Consider the following 16430-nt stretch of genomic DNA (forward strand, 5'->3'; position numbering starts at 1 on the left):
AAGCGAAAAGCGGCGCTCGCCGCGCGGCAGGCCCCCGGGGGTGGAAGGGCGTCGGTTCGTTCCCCGTACGGCCTGCCGGAGGCAACCACCCTTGGGTCTTGTTCGCAACCGGTGAAGCGTGGTTGCAAACAAGACCCAAGCGCGGTTGGGCTGCGCCCAGGCCGTACGGGGAACGAACCGAGGCCCTTCCTTGGCTTGGCAGCCCTTCTAAAAGCGATTGTGGGGCGTTTTGGTCAGTTCGCTCAGGTCGCGGGAGCGGTTGACCGGGTTCGCGCCAGATGTGCCCGCACCCGGTCCGCCTCAGGCGCGTTCAACTCCGTGAACAGGGCCAGCGCCCGCTGCCAATGCGCCAACGCCCCGGCCATCCCCTGCCGGTCGAACACCGTCGCCAACCGGTCGTGCGCCAACGCCTGGTGGTACGGGCTCATCGCCGCCGAAGCGATCGACAACGCCGTCCTCGCCGACGACACCGCGTCCGACAACTCGCCAGACTCCATCAACACCGCCGCCAAGTCGACGTGGCACGTCGACTCACCGCACTGCTCCCCCACCTCGCGGTACATGTCGACCGCCGCCCGCAGCCACTTCTTCGCCTCGTCGTACCGGCGCTTCGACAGGTACAGCAACCCCAGGTTGTGGTGGGCCGTCGCCTCCGCCCAGCGCGCGCCGGCTGTCCGGGAAACCTCCAGCGCCTCCCGGTAGAACCGTTCCGACTCGTCCAGCCGCCCCAACCCGTGCAGCATGTCCGCGACCGTCGTCAACGCCCTCGCCTGGGCGCTGACGTCCCCGCTGCCCCGCGCGACCTCCAGCGCCTCGCGCAACCGCTCCAACGCCTCGTCGGTCCGGTGGAACTGGTTGAGCGCCACGCCCAGGTTGAACAGCGTCACGAACCGGGCCTCGGGGTCGCCCAGCGACGTCGCCGCCCGCATCGCCGCCTCGGTGGTCCGCAGCCACGTCGAACGGTCCGTCCGCAGCCAGAAGAACCGCGACAACGTGTACGGCAGCTGCCACGCGTGCACCAGCCACGCCCGGTCCGTGCCCTCGCCCGCCAGTTCGGCCGCCGCGATGATGTTGCCCTGCTCGGCGTCCAGCCACGCGATGGCGTCGCCGGAACCGGTCAGGCGCGGCACCTCCAGCGGCACCAGTTTCGGCGCGACCCGCACCGAACCCCGGCCCACGGGCAGCAGGCCGTCGGCCAGGTCCGCGCAGTGCAGGTAGAAGTCCAGCATCCGGCTGGTCGCCTCGTGCCGCTCCTCGGGAGCCAGCTCGGCGGCCAGCGTCCGGGTGTAGACGCGGACCAGGTCGTGCGCGCCGTAGCGGCCGTTCTCGTTCACCGACAACAGGTTCGCGGCGGTCAACGCGTCCAGCGCGCGCTGCGCCTCGGACACCCGGACCCGCCCCATCGCGGCCACGACCTGGGCCGTCACGTCCGGACCCGGGTGCAGGCCCAGCAGCGCCAGCAACCGCGCCGGCAACGGGGACAGGGCGCGGCGGGAGGCGTCCAGGGCGGCCCGGACGGTCGAGTCCTCGTCTTCCAGGCCCAGCGCGGCCAGCCGGCCGTGTTCGTCGTCGAGTTCGGCGACCAGTTCGGCCGCGCGCAGCGACGGGGACACCGCCAGGCGGGCGGCGGCGATGCGCAGGGCCAGCGGCAGGCCGTCGCACAGCACCGCCAGGCGTCGCAGCGCGCCGACCTCCGCGCCGTCGCGGCCCGCGACCCGGCCCAGGACCTCGACGGCCGCGTCGGTGTCGAGCATGTCCAGTTCGACCAGCTTGGCCTCGGCGTGCGCGACCAGGCCGACCAGCCGCCGCCGGGACGTCACCACGACGCACGACGGCGAACCCGGCAGCAACGCCATCAGCTCGGTCGAACCGCGGGCGTTGTCCAGCATCACCACCATCCGCCGGTCGGCGACGAGCGTGCGGAACAGCGCCGACCGCTCCTCCACGGTGACCGGGATGTCCGCCGACGGGACGCCGAGCGTGCGCAGGAACCGGTTGAGCACCTCGCCCGCGCCCAGCGGCTCCTGGTTCGGGTCGTAGCCGTGCAGGTCGATGTAGAGCTGCCCGCCGGGGAACTCCTCGCGCACGCGGTGCGCCCAGTGCAGGGCCAGAGCGGTCTTGCCGACGCCCGCCGGGCCGGTCACCACCAGCACCAGCCCGCCGGACGGGTGCGCGGCCAGCAGGCCGTCGAGCTTGGCCAGCTCGGCGTCGCGGCCGATCAGGGAGACGGGAGCGCGCGGCAGCTGGGCCGGGGTGGTCGGCAGGGCCGGTTCGGCGGGCTGCGGCGGGATGACCATCGGCCGGGTGGGGCGTTCGGGCTCGGGGTTCTCCCCGGCGAGCACCGCTTGCTGGAGCCGGCGCAGCTCGGGGCCGGGTTCGACGCCCAGCTCCTCCACCAGCACCCGGCGCGCCTCGCGGTAGACGGCCAGCGCCTCGGCCTGCCGGCCCGCCTGGCACAGCGACCGCATCAGCAGGCCGTGCACGCGTTCGCGCAGCGGGTGCTCGGCGACCAGCGCGGTCAGCTCCTGCACCAGTTCCGAGCCGCGCCCGATGAGCAGCAGCAGCTCGGCCCGCTCCTCCAGCACGGCCAACCGGCGCTCGCCCAGCCGACCCCGTTCGACCTCGGCGAACAGGCCCGTGACGCCGCCGAGCGGTTCGCCGCGCCACAGCGCCAGCACCTCGTCCAGCACGCGGGCGGCGGCTTCGAGGTCGCCGGTGGACCGCAGTCGGCCGGCGGCGGCGACACCGCGTTCGAACGCGTCCAGGTCCACCGCCGACGGGTCGACGCGCAGCAGGTAGCCGTCACCGACGGAGGTCAGCGTCTCGGCGGGGGCGCGGCGGGCGCGGCTGGGTTCCAGGGCGCGCCGCAGGCCGGCCACGTAGGTCTGCACGAGGTTGACCGCGCTGCTCGGGGTGGCGTCACCCCACACGGCCTCGATGATGTGGTCCCGGCTGACCGGCGTGTTGCGGGCCAGCAGCAGCACCGCGAGCACCGCGCGCTGCTTGGCGGCGCCCAGGTCGACTTCCCGGCCGCCGCGCAAAACCCGGAGCAGGCCGAGCACCTCGAACCGCAAGGGCTCCCCGCCGTCGTACTCCACCGACCGATCCTTCGCCGAAGGGCTCTAGCTCACCAGCTCACGACGAGCCTAGGAGATCACTTCAGTACGACTCCAGTCGCGCTGTAGACCGCATTCTTACGCTATGCGTGTCCGACCAACCACACAGGGCGAACCCCGGTGGGGAAGGTTGGGCCAGACAGCGGAACACCCGCTGCTCTCCGAGAACGACGAGGGCCGGCCGGCGTGCAAGGGGCATCCAGCCCGCGGCGGCGGAACGCCGGCCCGCCCTCGTCCCTCGAACGTTCCCATGGGCGGTGCCATCCGGTAGGGGGTGGCTCTCGTCCTTGCCCTCCCCCAGTGGAAGGGGCCGCGCCCGGGACCCGAACCCCCGGCCGCGGCCCCTTCGACCATGTCGGCGCCCGGGTCAGGCGACCTCTTCCAGCTCCCTGGCCCCCGCGGCACCGGCGGCGGCCTTGCGGCGCTTGCGCAGGACCACGACCACGCCGACCACCACCGCCAACCCCATCAAGACCCACATCACGCCGTTGAACACCGACTCGATGTACTTCGCCGACGCCCCCGCCGCCGAGCCGATCCCGATGTGCAGCGCCGACCAGCACACCGCGCCCGCGATCGACGCCGGCAGGAACCGCCGGTACTCCAGCTTCGACGCCCCCGCCGACGCGGGCACCAGGGTCCGCACCACCGGCATGAACCGCGCGAAGAACACCGCCCACGCCCCGCGCCGCCGCAGCAGCTCACCGGCCTTGTCCCAGTGCTCCTGCCCGATCTTGCGGACCACGCCGCTCTCCCGCAGCCGGTCGCCGTACCGCCGGCCCAGGTAGTAGCCGATGCTGTCGCCCACCACCGCGCACACCGACACCACCAGCCACATCACCAGGAACCGCGGCACGCTGGTCACCGTCGTGGACGCCAGCAGCAACGCGCTCTCCCCGGGCGCGATGAACCCGACCCCCAGCGTGCACTCGGCCAACGTCAACGCGCCGGTCACCGCCAGCACCGCCGGCTGCGGCAGCCCCGCCAGCCCTTCCAACGCGTCGGTCAGCAACGCCATGTCTTCTCCCCCAAGGTGCTTCAACCCACAACCGCGCAGATCTTGCCCGATCGGGTGAACGCGGCCAACGCCGTGGAGGTGAACACCGGCGAGCGCAAGACCCGACCCGACTCCACCACCCTGTCGGGCGAACAGTTCACCGGATCGGTTGGAGCCGGCACATCGGACCCTGGTCTACCGCCCGTCAGACCACGGTCGTACGGGTCCCCTTGACCAAAGTCAGGGGCGGACCCCGAACGGGATCCGCCCCCGCGCGCCGCTCAGCGCTCGTCGTAACGGCCTCTCTTGGCCACCTCGACGAACCGCCACCACTGCGTCGAACCGAAGCTCAGCGCGCCGGCGCCGCGGTTCTTCGAATCGCGCACGGCGGCGCCCGCGCCGTTCAACGCGATTTCCACGCACTCCGGCCCGGAGGCGGACGAACGCTTGCTCTTGCGCCATTCCTGCTGCATGTGGTCACTCCCGGTCGGCGGAGAGTTCGCGGGCGACCCGCTCGATGAAGGCCGCCGACTCCGCCGTGCCCAGGGACGCCGAAGCCAGTCGCGCGAACATGTCGGAGTACCTCGCGACATCGGACGGCTGTTCCAGGTAGACGTCACTGCGCGGGCTTTCGATGTATACCACGTCGGGATCGGAGTCCCCGGGAAATGTCAGGATGACGAACGGCCCGTCGAGCGCAGCGTGACCGCCGCAACGGAATGGCGCCACCTGCAGGGTGACGTTTTCCAGCCGCCCGACTTCACCCAGTTTCCGCAATTGTGCGCCCATCACGTCCGCGCCGCCGACGAGCCGGCGCAACGCGGCCTCGTCGATCACGACGTGCAGGGTGAGCGGGTCCTCGCCGTGCAACAGCGCCTGGCGGGCCTTGCGCAGCGCGACGCGGCGGTCCACCTCGCCGGGCGGGGCGTCGGGCAGCACGTCGGCGATCAGCGCGCGGGTGTAGGCCTCGTGCTGGAGCAGGCCGGGGATCATCAGGCCCTGGTAGGTGCGGACCGTGTCGGCGTCGGCCTCGAACCCGATGTAGCGGCCGGGCACGATGTCGCCGAACTCGTCCCACCACGCCTTGCGCCGGGCCTCGCGCGCGAGCTGGACCAGCTCCTCCAGCGTGGCCGGGTCCGCGCCGTACGCGCCGAGCATGTCCCGGACGTCGCGCGGCGTCACGCCGACGCGGCCGGTCTCGATGCGGCTGATCTTGGACGCGGAGCACTCCAGGCGCTCGCCGACCTCCTCGATGGTGAGCGACGCGGCTTCCCGGAGCCTGCGCAGTTCGCTGACCAGTCGGCGCTTGCGCAGCGTCGGGCTGCCGCCGCGTGCCATCGGCACACCTCCTCGTGTGGTCCCCACGGAAGTGTGTGGCCGCCTGCGCACGGAGCAAAGAGACGTCATCCATTCGTGTAGTGCAACTTGCAGACCGCCGGTCGCCGCAAGCAGGCTGCTCCCCGGACACCCACCACGCGAGGCCCGGAAGGAGCGCTGAAGATGTCCACGACGGTCTTCAGCCAGCTCGACAAGTCGCTGCACGAGCACCTGGCCACCCTGGTGCGCCTGTCGGCGACCGCGGACGACGACACCGCCGTGGAACTGGCCCGCTCGGAACTGCCCCGCGTGGTGACCGCCTTGAAGGCGCTGCTGGACGAGCACACCCCCGACGAGCACGGCCGCTGCCCCACCTGCCGCACGCGCCGGTTCAGCCGGCGGCTGCCCTCGCCGTGCCGCGCCTACCTGGGCGCGCAACTGGCGTTGACGGTGTCGGCGGAGTCGCCGGGCCTGCACCGCCACGTCCGCAGCGCCGTCTGACACCCACGAGCCAGGTCGGGCGACGCGCCTCCCCCCGAAGATCGAGCCCCCTCAAGCGCCGCCCGACCGCACCTCGCGGCGGAACCGACCCCGCACCCCCGACCGGGGCCGGTTCCGCCGCGGGGCCCTACGCCTTGACCGGTTCCAACCCGTCGCGCTCCGGGTCGACCAGGTAGACCCGCGCCTGGGAGATGTCGAAGTACATCCCGACCAGCCGCAGCGCCCCCGCCCCCACCGCCTCCCGCACGCTCGGGTACGCCATGAGGTTGTCCAGCTGCTGCGCCACGTTCGCCACCGCGAGCCGTTCCACCGCCGGCAGGTCCGACGACCCCGTCGCGTGGAACCGGATCAGGCTCGGCTCGGCCGCCCGCAGCCACGACCGCAGCTGCGACCCCGGCCGCGCGGACCCGTTCACCAGGGCCTTCATCGCACCGCAGTCGGAGTGCCCGCACACCGCGATCGTCTCGACCGCCAGCACCTCCACCGCGTACTCGACGGCCGCGCCCACCGAGTCGTCGCCGTCGACGGGCACCAGGTTGCCGATGTTGCGCACGCAGAACAGGTCGCCGGGGCCGCTGGTGGTGATCAGGTTCGGCACCACCCGCGAGTCGGCGCAGGTGATGAACAGCTGCCGGGGCCGCTGCCCGCGCACGGCCAGCTCCGCCAGGAACGGCCGGACCAGGGGCGCGGCGGAGCGCTCGAACTCGTGCATCCCGCGGATCATCGGGTCGGCGTCCTCGCGCGGCCGGGGCAGGGTCACCGCCCGCCGGCGCTGCCAGTGCGACCACGGCGCGAACCACCGCGGCAGCGGCGACAGCGGGGTCTTGCGCAGGGCCGGGATGCCGCGCGTCGCCTTGGAGAACCACGTGTCGTGCACCTCGTCCACGTACACGTGCCCGCCCAGCCGCACGTAGCCGGCGCGCCAGTCGTCGATCGCCTCGAACGCGCCGTGGTCGAGGAAGTCGATGTGCAGCTCCAGCACCACCTTCTGCCCCAGTGGGATCGCGCGCAGGTCCCGCACCAGCCGACCGACGCCGAGGAACACCAGCGAGCCGCGGATGACCACGCGCCACCCGTCGGGCTCCTCGAACACCCGCACCGAGCTGTGCGTCAGCCGGTACAGCGACCGCAGCGCCGCCGCCGCGACGCCCAGCAGCACGCCCTCCACCAGGCCCAGCGCCACGACGCCCAGCCCGGTCACCGCGTACGCGCCGAACTCGCCGTGCCGCCACAACGTCCGCATCCGCCGCACGTCCACCAGCCGCACGCCGACGACGAGCAGCACACCGGCCAGCGCGGCCAACGGGATCAGCTCCAGCACCGACCCGAGGGCCAGCACGAACACCGCGATCCACACGCCGTGCAGCACCGCCGAGGCCCGCGTCCGCGCGCCGGCCGCCACGTTGGTCGAGCCGCGCGCGATGCCGCCGCTGACCGGCAGCCCGCCCAGCGACCCGGCGACCGCGTTGGCCACGCCCTGCGCCACCAGCTCCCGGTCCAGGTCGGCGCGCGGCCCGTCGTGCAGCTTGTCCACGGCCACCGCGGACAGCAGCGACTCGACCGCGGTCACCACGGCGACGGCCAGCACGGCGAAGGCGATGCCCCAGAACGTCCCGCTGGGCATCTGCGGCAGCACGACCTGGTCCAGCGCGCCGGAGGGCAGGTCCACCCGGGCCACGTCCATCCCGGCGCCCGCGAGGGTCGCCACCAGCACCGCGACCAGCGGCGCGGGCACGTAGGACGAGCGCGGCACCTTCGGCCACAGCACCAGCACCGCCACGGCGACCAGCCCGACGACCAGCGCGGAGGAGTCGAAGGCGTCGAACGTCCGCGCCAGGTTCACCCACACCGTGGACCCGGGCTGACCACCCAGCACCACGACCAGCTGGCCGATCGCGATGGTCACGCCGATGCCCGCGAGCAGCCCGTGCACGACGGCCGGCGACAGCGACAGCGCGACCCGGCCGACCCGCGTCAGCCCGCACACCACCTGCACCAGGCCCGCGCCGATGGTGATCATCGCGGTGGCGGCCCACCCGTACTCGGCGATGATCCCGCCGGTGATCAGCACCATGCCCGCGGCCGGCCCGCTGACCTGCATCGGCGCGCCGCCCAGGGCGCCCGCCACGATGCCGCCCACCGCGGCGGAGATGAGCCCGGCGATCAGCGGCGCGCCGGTCGCGGCGGCGAAGCCCAGCGACAGCGGCACGGCGATCAGGAACACCACGAGCGAGGCCGGCACGTCGTGGCGCAGGACGGCGGCGAGCCCTTCCGGAGGACCGGCGGTGGTGTGCTCGCCGGCGTGGGACTTGTTGGGGCGCGGTCGGTTCATTCGGCTTTCCTCTCGGGACAAGGGGGGACCGCCCCCGCGCCGGGGTGGCGCGGGGCGTGGTGGAAGCGGGGGCCTAGCCGCGAGGCGCGGCGGCGGAGCGGATCTGACGCGGCGCTAAGGGCGGCACGCGGTGCGGCCGGTAGGCGTCGAGCAGTGGCTCGGCCTCGGCGCGGTCGTGGGGAGTCGCCACGGTGGCACCTCCGTGTCGGCGCACAGGGGGTCGGCACAGGGGGGACCGCCAGCCCGCGTCACGCGGCTCGCGTCCCCTCCATGATGACGACGATGTGGCGCGCCTGACAGCGGTTCCACCCGGTCGTGTTGATCTTCGACCGGGCCGTTACAGCAGGTGACGGGCCTACCGCCCGACTGACGCGTAGACCCGGTGAACGGCGAACGCCCCACAACCCGATCCGATGAACGCGGCGGCTACGTGACCGACCGCGCCGAACTCGGGCACCAGCCCGTACCAGTCGGCGGTCAGCAGGGGGTACGCCACGACAAGGGCCATCCACGGCCCGCGCAGCACCATCGGCAGCAACACCGTCACCGCGCCCGCGGCGGCGAAGGCCACGTAACTGACGCCCAGGTCGGTCACGTGGGTCAGGTCGGCCGGGTACGCGCCGGCGGCGATGACCGCGGTGGTCACCAGCGTCGCGCCGACGTGCCCGACGAGCGCGACCGCGACCGCCCGCCACGGCCCGACCTCGCGCTCGAACGCGCCCAGGCACCCGGCCACGGCCGCCAGGACCAGCACGGTGAACACCAGCGGGTCGGCGGGGTCCAGCACGAACGCGCTGCCCAGCAGGGCGTTCACCGGGTGGTCGGCGAGGTTGGCCGGGTTGGTGCTCAGCGACTCGCGGACCTGCGCCGTCATCCCGTCGGCGAACACGAACCGCATGAGCAGGGCGAGCCCCGCCACGGCGAGCAGGTAGCCCGCCGTGACGGGGTGGCGCCGGAAGCGTTCACGCACCCGGCCATGGTCGAGCCGGTGGGGTCAGGCGTCCACCTGAGAACGGTCACCTGACCAGAGAGTGTGAAAACTGCCCGCCCGATCGGTGCGCCGGTAAGTGTGCGCGCCGAAGAAGTCGCGCAGCCCCTGCACGAGCGACGCGGGCAGCCGCTCCGAGCGCAGGCCGTCGTAGTAGGCCAGCGCGGACACGAACCCCGGCGCGGGCACCCCCGCCGTCACGGCCTTCACCACGACCCGCCGCCACGCCTCCTCGGCGCTGTTGACCGCGTCCCGGAAGTAGTCGTCCACCAGCAGCGAGGCCAGCTCGGGGTTCTTGTCGTAGGCCTCGCGGATCCGGTCGAGGAACCGCGCCCGGATGATGCAGCCGCCGCGCCAGATGGTCGCCATCGCCCCCAGGTCGAGGTCCCAGCCGTACTCGGCGCTCGCCGCGCGCATCTGGTCGAAACCCTGCGCGTAGGCGACCACCTTGGACGCGTACAGCGCCTGCCGGACGTCCTCCACAAGGGACTCGTCGGGCCGCGCGGCCACCTGGGACGCCCCGAACGCCTCCCGCACCGCTCGCCGCTGGTCCACCCGACCGGACAGGGAGCGCGCGAACACGGCCTCGGCGATCCCGGTCACCGGGACGCCCAGCTCCAGCGCCTCCTGCACGGTCCAGCGCCCGGTGCCCTTCTGCTCGGCCTCGTCGGCGATCACGTCAACCAGCGCCGCGCCGGTGTCCGGGTCGGTGTGCCCCAGCACCTCGGCGGTGATCTCGACCAGGTAGGACTCCAGGTCGCCGGTGTTCCAGCCGCGGAAGACGTCGGCGATCTGCGCGGGGGTCTGCCCGCCGACGCGGTGCAGCAGGTCGTAGGCCTCGGCGATGAGCTGCATGTCGGCGTACTCGATGCCGTTGTGCACCATCTTCACGAAGTGCCCGGCCCCGTCCGGTCCGACGTGGACGCAGCACGGCACACCGTCCACCTTGGCCGAGATCGCCTCCAACACCGGCCCGAGGTGCTCGTAGGACTCCTTGGACCCACCCGGCATGATCGACGGCCCGTTGAGCGCGCCTTCCTCACCGCCGGAGATCCCGGTGCCGACGAAGTGCAACCCGGCCTCGCGCAGCGCGGCCTCACGGCGGCGGGTGTCGGCGTAGTGCGCGTTGCCGCCGTCGATCACCATGTCGCCGGCTTCGAGCAACGGGACCAACTCGTCGATCACGGCGTCGGTGGGCGCGCCGGCCTTGACCATGATGATGATCTGCCGGGGTCGCTGGAGGCTGCCGACCAGTTCTTGCAACGTCTCGGCGGGCACGAAGTCACCTTCGTGGCCGTGGTCGGCGATCAGCGCTTTGGTGCGAGCGGTGCTGCGGTTGTGCACGGCGACGCGGAAGCCGTGCCGGGCGAGGTTGCGGGCGAGGTTGCTGCCCATGACGGCGAGCCCGGTGACGCCGATCCGCGCGGGAGCCTCGGAGTTGGTCATCTGCACAGCCTGCCCCAAGCCCACACCCACGCGCACGCCCCCACGACCCTTGTTCCGCAGATGACGCCGAGTCGCCACCCAGCCACCCCGACCCACCTCAACGGCCCCCAAGCCCACCCCCTCCCGCCCGCACTCCCGTCCCCCTCACATTCGTCGCGCTGCTTCCCGCGCCGCAGGCGCGCTTTTGAAGGGCTATTAGCCACAGGAAGGGCCTCGGTTCGTTCCCCGTACGGCCTGGGCGCAGCCCAACCACGCTTTGGTCTTCTGTGCAACCACGCTTCACCGGTTGCGCAGAAGGCCAAAGGGTGGTTGCCTCCGGCAGGCCGTACGGGGAACGAACCGACGCCCTTCCACCCCCGGGGGCCTGCCGCGCGGCGAGCGCCTCTTTTGATCTTTCGAGCGCTCCGCGCGTCCTCATGAGAGCGCGAAGCGCGTTCGGCTTGAGAGCGTGAGAGTTCAGTTCAAAGCGTAAAAGAGCCTCGCCGGCGGGCAGGCCCCCGGGGAGGAAGAGCAAAAGAAGGGCTTTTCCGTCCTCCCCGTACGGCCTGGCGGAGCCGACCACACTTTCCCGGGGTTGTTCGAAAAACTTTTGCTCGTTCCTCGCAAAACTTTTTGGCCCAACCCCGGGAAAGTGTGGTAGCCCTTCGGGCAGGCCGTACGGGGAGGACGGAAAAGCCCAAAAGCGAGGGCGCTGCGCGCCCCAAAAGCGAAGCGCACCCGCTGCGCGGGACGTGGTGGCTTAGACCTAATTGTCCATTGCGACCGTGTCGCGTGTCCTGAACGGCACCTGGCGGCGCGGGACGTCCTCGCCCTCGACCGACCGCCCTCCGCGCTGGTGGCGTTCAACGACAAGATGGCCGTGGCGCGTTGCGGGCGGCCCGGGAGCGCGGGTTGGGTGTGCCCGGGGACGTGTCGATCGCCGGGCTCGACGACCTGGACCTCAGCCGGGCCACGACACCGGAGCTGACCACCGTCCGGCAACCGGTGCGGTCCACCGGGCCCGCGCGCTGAGCGTTTCCCGGTATTTCCCGGTATTTCCCCCGCGCTTTTCCGCACCCTTGACAGCGGTGTTCGGCGAGCTGTTTCCTGGGCCGTGCGCTGCTGTTCCGATTTTGTTTCATTTGTTTCGTCTGGCAGTCCGCACTCCGCAGCTCGCAGTCCGCAGTTCGCAAATCGCCGAAAGGAGTCCGAGGTGCCCTCCCACCGTCGGGTCTTCACCACCACCGCCGCGATAGCGGCCGTCGTCGCCGCGTCCCTGGCCGTCCCTGCCGCCAGTGCCGCGGGCGAGCAGGTCGACGTCTGGCTCACCACCACCTCCGACAGCGGGGGGCGGACGGTGACCCGGGGCCTCCAGCAGCAGACGCCGGTCAACTTCAGCACCAGCGGCGGCAGCGCCACCCACACCATCACCGTCAACGAAGGCACCACCTACCAGCGGTTCGAGGGCGGCGGCGCGTCGATCACCGACACCACCGCCTACCTCCTGCGCGGCGGGCCGGTGTCGGCGGCCACGCGGGACGCCGTGATGCGCAAGCTGTTCCACCCCGTCGACGGCATCGGCCTGTCGTTCGTGCGCAACCCGATCGGGGCGTCCGACCTGTCCCGGCCGGGCATGGTGTCACTGGACGACACGTGCTGCGACCTCAACGACTTCGGGGCCAACGGCTACGACACCGACGTCCGCCTGCTCACCGCCCAGGCCAAGTCGCTCAACCCGGCGCTGCGGGTCAAGGGCGTGCCGTGGAGCGCGCCGGGGTGGATGAAGGACAACGGGCGCATGGACCAGATGGGCTGGCTCAAGTGGGAGCACTACCCCACCTATGCCCAGTACCTCGTGAAGTACGTCCAGAGCTACCAGAACGCCGGCATCCCGGTGGACTACCTGTCCGTGCAGAACGAGCCGAACTGCTGCCAGGCGTCCAACCCGACCGCCATGAACTACCCGGGCATGAGCTGGAACCCGTCCGGGCTGGTGGAGTTCACCAAGAACCACGTGTACCCGGCGCTGCGCGCGGCGGGGCTGTCCACCAAGGTCCTGGTGCACGACTGGAACTACGGCGACTACGCGAACTTCGGCTCGGGCGTGCTCAACGACGCGGGCGTCCGCAACGACCCGTTGTTCGGCGGCATCGCGTGGCACGGCTACTTCGGCGACCCCGCCGTGGGGACGCAGGTGCACGACCAGTACCCGAACGTGAAGCAGTTCAGCACCGAGCACTCGGGCGGCACCTGGATCGCCAACCAGCACAACGAGGACATGGCCGACATCGTCAACTACGCCCGCAACTGGAGCGGCAGCCTGGTGAAGTGGTCGTTGGCGCTCAACCAGTTCATGGGCCCGCACAACGGCGGCTGCGGCACGTGCACCGGGTTGATCACCGTGCAGGAGGGCGGGGCGCGGGCCGGCCAGGTGGACTACACGGTCGAGTACTACACGACCGGGCACCTGACGAAGTTCGTGAAGCCGGGCGCGTTCCGCATCGACTCGACCGCCAACAGCACCGTGCAGAACGTGGCGTGGCGCAACCCGGACGGTTCCAAGGCCCTGATCGCCCACAACGGCGGCGGCTCGGCGCAGTCGGTGCGGGTGAACTGGGGCAACCAGTCCTTCACCTACACGCTGCCCGCGCGGACGTCGGCGACGTTCACCTGGTCGGGCACGCCGGGCTCGGGCGGCGGCGGTGCGATCACCGGCCTGGCCGGCAAGTGTGTGGACGTGGCCGGCGCGGCGACCGCCAACGGCACCGCCGTGCAGCTCTACACGTGCAACGGCACGGCGGCCCAGACCTGGACCCGCGCGGCGGACGGGACCCTGCGCGCGCTGGGCAAGTGCCTGGACGTCAACGGCCCGAGCGCGGCGGACGGCACGGTGACCCACCTGTGGGACTGCCACCCGGGGTCCAGCCAGAAGTGGACGCACGACTCGTCGGGCCGGCTGGTGAACCAGTTCTCCGGGAAGTGCCTGGACGTGACGGGGAACAACCCGGCGGACGGAACCCGGCTGCAGATCTGGACGTGCACGACGGGCGCGAACCAGAAGTGGACCCTGTGACGTTTCGTCGCGTCGGGCTCGCGGTGTCGGCAGCACCACGAGCCGCGGACGGCGGCGCACCGGGCGGGTGAACCGCCGTCGTCCCCTCCGGCCCGCCCGGTGTGGAGAGCCACCGGGCGGGCCAAAGGCTTTCCAAGCGCGTGCCGACCCGGTAACGCTCTTCCACCGATCCGCGATCACCGGGCATGGCCGACACGGGCGGACAAGACCACAGAAGCCTCTACGACGGATTCGAGGGCTATCGGACCGTCGCGCGGGAGGAGGTGGCCGCGACGCTGTCCGAGGGACTCATAGTCCCGGATGCGAACGTCCTACTCAACCTGTACAGGTACACCCCTGACGCGCGCGAGAACCTCCTCAGCGTGCTCAGGAAACTGGCCGTCAACCTGTGGGTGCCGCACCAAGTCCTGGTCGAGTTCTGGCGCAACCGGGAGTCTGTCATCCGGGACCCAGGCGACTCCGACAAGACCGTCGACTCGATCGCCACCCACTGCGGGAATGCGATCAATGACCTGCGGTCGTGGGCCAACCGGGTCTCGCTTCCCCCGGAGACCACAAGCACTCTCGTCGGCCACATCCAATCGGGTTTTGACCAGGTCGCGTCCGAGGTCCGCGCGCTGTCGGCAGCGACCAACACCGACTTCAGCTACAACACCGCGCAGGACGCGGTGCTCAAAGAGCTCGAGGAAATCGTCGCCGGACGAGTCGGCGCCGAGATGAGCCCGCAAGCACACGCGAAGGCGGTCACCGAAGGACTGCGCCGAGTCGCCAACCAGGAGCCGCCGGGATACAAGGACAAGAGCAAGGGTGACTCCCGGGCAGCCGGCGACTACATCGTCTGGGAGCAGGTCCTCACCGAGGCCGAGGCGAGGAAGAAGCCCGTTGTCTTCGTCACCGGCGACAACAAGGAAGACTGGTGGCGGGTCGAAGCTGGGCAGCGGCGAGGTCCGCGGGTGGAGTTGGTGCAGGAGATGCTTCGCCGGACCGGGCAGCTCTTGCTTATGGTGCGACCGTCACAGCTTCTGGAATACGCGAAGACCTTCCTCGAAGTCGAGGTCAGCGCCGACTCCGTGAGGGATGTCGAGAACATCGACTCCGCGGTCTCCCGATCGGAGGAAGTACCGCCCGGGGGTGGGTGGACGGTGAAGGCGTTGACGATCTTCATGATCAGTCTCAGTGGCGAGGCGAAGGTCCAGGCAGAGGTGATCAAGGCAGCCGCGGCGCAGTCGGGGTTCGTGACGAGGGACCAGGTTTACGACATCGCGGAGTACTCACCGCAGCGGAGCCTGCGCGGCTTCACGAGACCGGTCAATCGGATCGCGCAGTTCGTGAAGGGCGTTGGACTCGCGGACGAGAAGGCTGTCGACATTCTCTTGGCCGTGTACAACGACGATTCGCCGGAAGTGGGTTGGGCAGCGGGGTTCCGCATCCACCCCGAAGTGCTTCCCATGATCCAGCAAGTCATCGCGGACGGACTGGAACTGCCCGACGATGGCGACTGACCCGACTCCGGCGCAGGATTTCGACCGGAACTCGCCCGACCACTACGGCGGCCGGGCGAGCTGACGAACGGTCAGCCGTGCGCTGGGGTGCAGAGGGCGTGTAGGCCAACACGACGCGGCCGCCCTGGCAGCCGTTTCCGCCGCCGAGGAGCACCTTGCCGTCCGGCGCGACCGCCGGGCTGGTGTTCGCCACCGTGTGGGTGCGCAGGTAGTCGAGCAGCGCGCCGATCTTCGCGTCGAACGCCTGCAACGCCCCGCTCGTCATGCCGCCGGACGCGTTCCCGCCGGTGTAGGCGACGCCGATCATGACCGCCGGGGTGGTCGGCTGGTTCGGGCTGGTGTCGGCGCTGGCGGTCCACGTGCCGGTGTCGCGGTCGAGGTAGAAGATGTGGGTCTTGGTCGGGGCGCACACGATGCCGTCCACCACCGCCGGGGCCTGCGCTCGGCCGCTGCAGGTGCACGCGTGGCCGGTGTCCTGTTTCCAGCGGGTCGTGCCGGTGGTCGTCAGCGACACCGCGCGGACAGTGCCCGTGGTTCCGGTGGTCGGCGGAGTGACAGACATGATCCGGCCGTCGTGGATGCCGACGTAGAGCTTGCCCTCAAGGACGGTCGGTGCCGCGAGCAGCGGGTGCTGCGCGTCGGAGCCGCCGACGTTGGCGGTCCAGCGGGGTGCGCCGGTGGACCGGTCGAGGGCGAGGATGTCACCGTTGTCGCCGATGGCGTAGAGCGTGTCATGGGCGAGGACCGGGCCGTTCGCCCAGCCCTTGCTCGGCATCCTCGCCCGCCACATGAGCTCGGGCCGGGGGATGCCGTCGGTGCCAGAGACGGGCGGGGTCCTGTCGAACGCGCACACAAAGCCGGCGATCGTGCTGACGAAGACCTTGCCGTGGCCCACGGCGGCTTGCTGTAAACGCCGTTGAAGCACTCGTTCGCGCTCCAGGTCGGGGTGAAGCCGGGAGCCCGCCGTGCTGGTGGTGAGCGGGAGCTTGGTGAGGTGGCTGTTCTCGTCGCCGACGTAAGCGTGGTCGCCGGCCACGAACGGGACGCGGGTACTTGCCCGCGCCGAAGTGGCTTGACCAGCGGGGCGCGAGACCCCGGTGGCCGGGTTCGCGGCGGCAAGGCCGGTGGCGGTCAGGTTCACGGCGGCGGTGGTTGGGTCACGGCGGCGGGGCTGGCGGG

At 71.3% G+C, this 16430-nt stretch carries 11 protein-coding genes and 1 pseudogene; 4 read left to right on the forward strand and 8 right to left on the reverse strand.

The genetic code is table 11. The features are described from left to right. Positions 1 to 242: 242 nt before the first annotated feature. The 4 genes from ABD126_RS14940 to ABD126_RS14955 form a co-directional block, all read right to left on the reverse strand. Complete coding sequence (locus tag ABD126_RS14940; protein WP_343934408.1) at positions 243 to 3098, reverse strand: AfsR/SARP family transcriptional regulator; 2856 nt, start codon at positions 3096 to 3098, stop codon at positions 243 to 245. 385 nt (positions 3099 to 3483) lie between these two features. Beyond that, positions 3484 to 4134 carry a DedA family protein gene (locus tag ABD126_RS14945; protein WP_343934409.1) on the reverse strand — a complete coding sequence of 217 codons (651 nt, stop codon included), beginning with the start codon at positions 4132 to 4134 and terminating at the stop codon, positions 3484 to 3486. Between the two features lie 260 nt (positions 4135 to 4394). Continuing rightward, on the reverse strand, positions 4395 to 4586 hold the full coding sequence (locus ABD126_RS14950) for a DUF397 domain-containing protein (RefSeq protein WP_343934410.1): 192 nt from the start codon (positions 4584 to 4586) through the stop codon (positions 4395 to 4397). 4 nt (positions 4587 to 4590) lie between these two features. Next, on the reverse strand, positions 4591 to 5451 hold the full coding sequence (locus tag ABD126_RS14955) for a helix-turn-helix domain-containing protein (RefSeq protein WP_343934411.1): 861 nt from the start codon (positions 5449 to 5451) through the stop codon (positions 4591 to 4593). 162 nt (positions 5452 to 5613) lie between these two features. On the opposite strand from ABD126_RS14955, the gene ABD126_RS14960 reads away from it, so the two are divergent. Beyond that, a complete protein-coding gene (locus tag ABD126_RS14960; RefSeq protein WP_343934412.1) occupies positions 5614 to 5931 on the forward strand; it encodes a hypothetical protein in 318 nt (105 codons plus the stop codon). A 127-nt stretch (positions 5932 to 6058) separates the two neighbouring features. Here ABD126_RS14960 and ABD126_RS14965 read toward each other — a convergent pair whose 3' ends face one another. From ABD126_RS14965 to gndA, 3 genes are all read right to left on the reverse strand, one after another. After that, on the reverse strand, positions 6059 to 8263 hold the full coding sequence (locus ABD126_RS14965) for a SulP family inorganic anion transporter (protein ID WP_343934414.1): 2205 nt from the start codon (positions 8261 to 8263) through the stop codon (positions 6059 to 6061). Between the two features lie 355 nt (positions 8264 to 8618). Next, positions 8619 to 9233, reverse strand: a complete 615-nt coding sequence (locus ABD126_RS14970; protein WP_343934415.1) for a rhomboid-like protein — start codon at positions 9231 to 9233, stop codon at positions 8619 to 8621. Positions 9234 to 9257: 24 nt separating this feature from the next. Continuing rightward, positions 9258 to 10697 carry an NADP-dependent phosphogluconate dehydrogenase gene (gene gndA, locus ABD126_RS14975; protein ID WP_343934416.1) on the reverse strand — a complete coding sequence of 480 codons (1440 nt, stop codon included), beginning with the start codon at positions 10695 to 10697 and terminating at the stop codon, positions 9258 to 9260. 825 nt (positions 10698 to 11522) lie between these two features. Between gndA and ABD126_RS14980 the strand changes: the two are divergent. From ABD126_RS14980 to ABD126_RS14990, 3 genes and pseudogenes are all read left to right on the forward strand, one after another. After that, positions 11523 to 11708: pseudogene (locus ABD126_RS14980) on the forward strand (substrate-binding domain-containing protein); the annotation flags it as partial. 181 nt (positions 11709 to 11889) lie between these two features. Further along, entirely contained in the window at positions 11890 to 13749 is a 1860-nt protein-coding gene (locus tag ABD126_RS14985) for a ricin-type beta-trefoil lectin domain protein (protein ID WP_343934418.1), read from the forward strand. 185 nt (positions 13750 to 13934) lie between these two features. Next, complete coding sequence (locus ABD126_RS14990; RefSeq protein WP_343934419.1) at positions 13935 to 15251, forward strand: PIN-like domain-containing protein; 1317 nt, start codon at positions 13935 to 13937, stop codon at positions 15249 to 15251. Here the strand turns inward: ABD126_RS14990 and ABD126_RS14995 are convergent. Then, positions 15211 to 16392, reverse strand: a complete 1182-nt coding sequence (locus ABD126_RS14995) for an outer membrane protein assembly factor BamB family protein (protein WP_343934420.1) — start codon at positions 16390 to 16392, stop codon at positions 15211 to 15213. The genes ABD126_RS14990 and ABD126_RS14995 overlap by 41 nt on opposite strands. Positions 16393 to 16430: the final 38 nt, after the last annotated feature.

Source organism: Saccharothrix mutabilis subsp. mutabilis (genome assembly GCF_039521145.1).
In the GTDB taxonomy this organism is placed as follows: Bacteria; Actinomycetota; Actinomycetes; order Mycobacteriales; family Pseudonocardiaceae; genus Actinosynnema; species Actinosynnema mutabilis.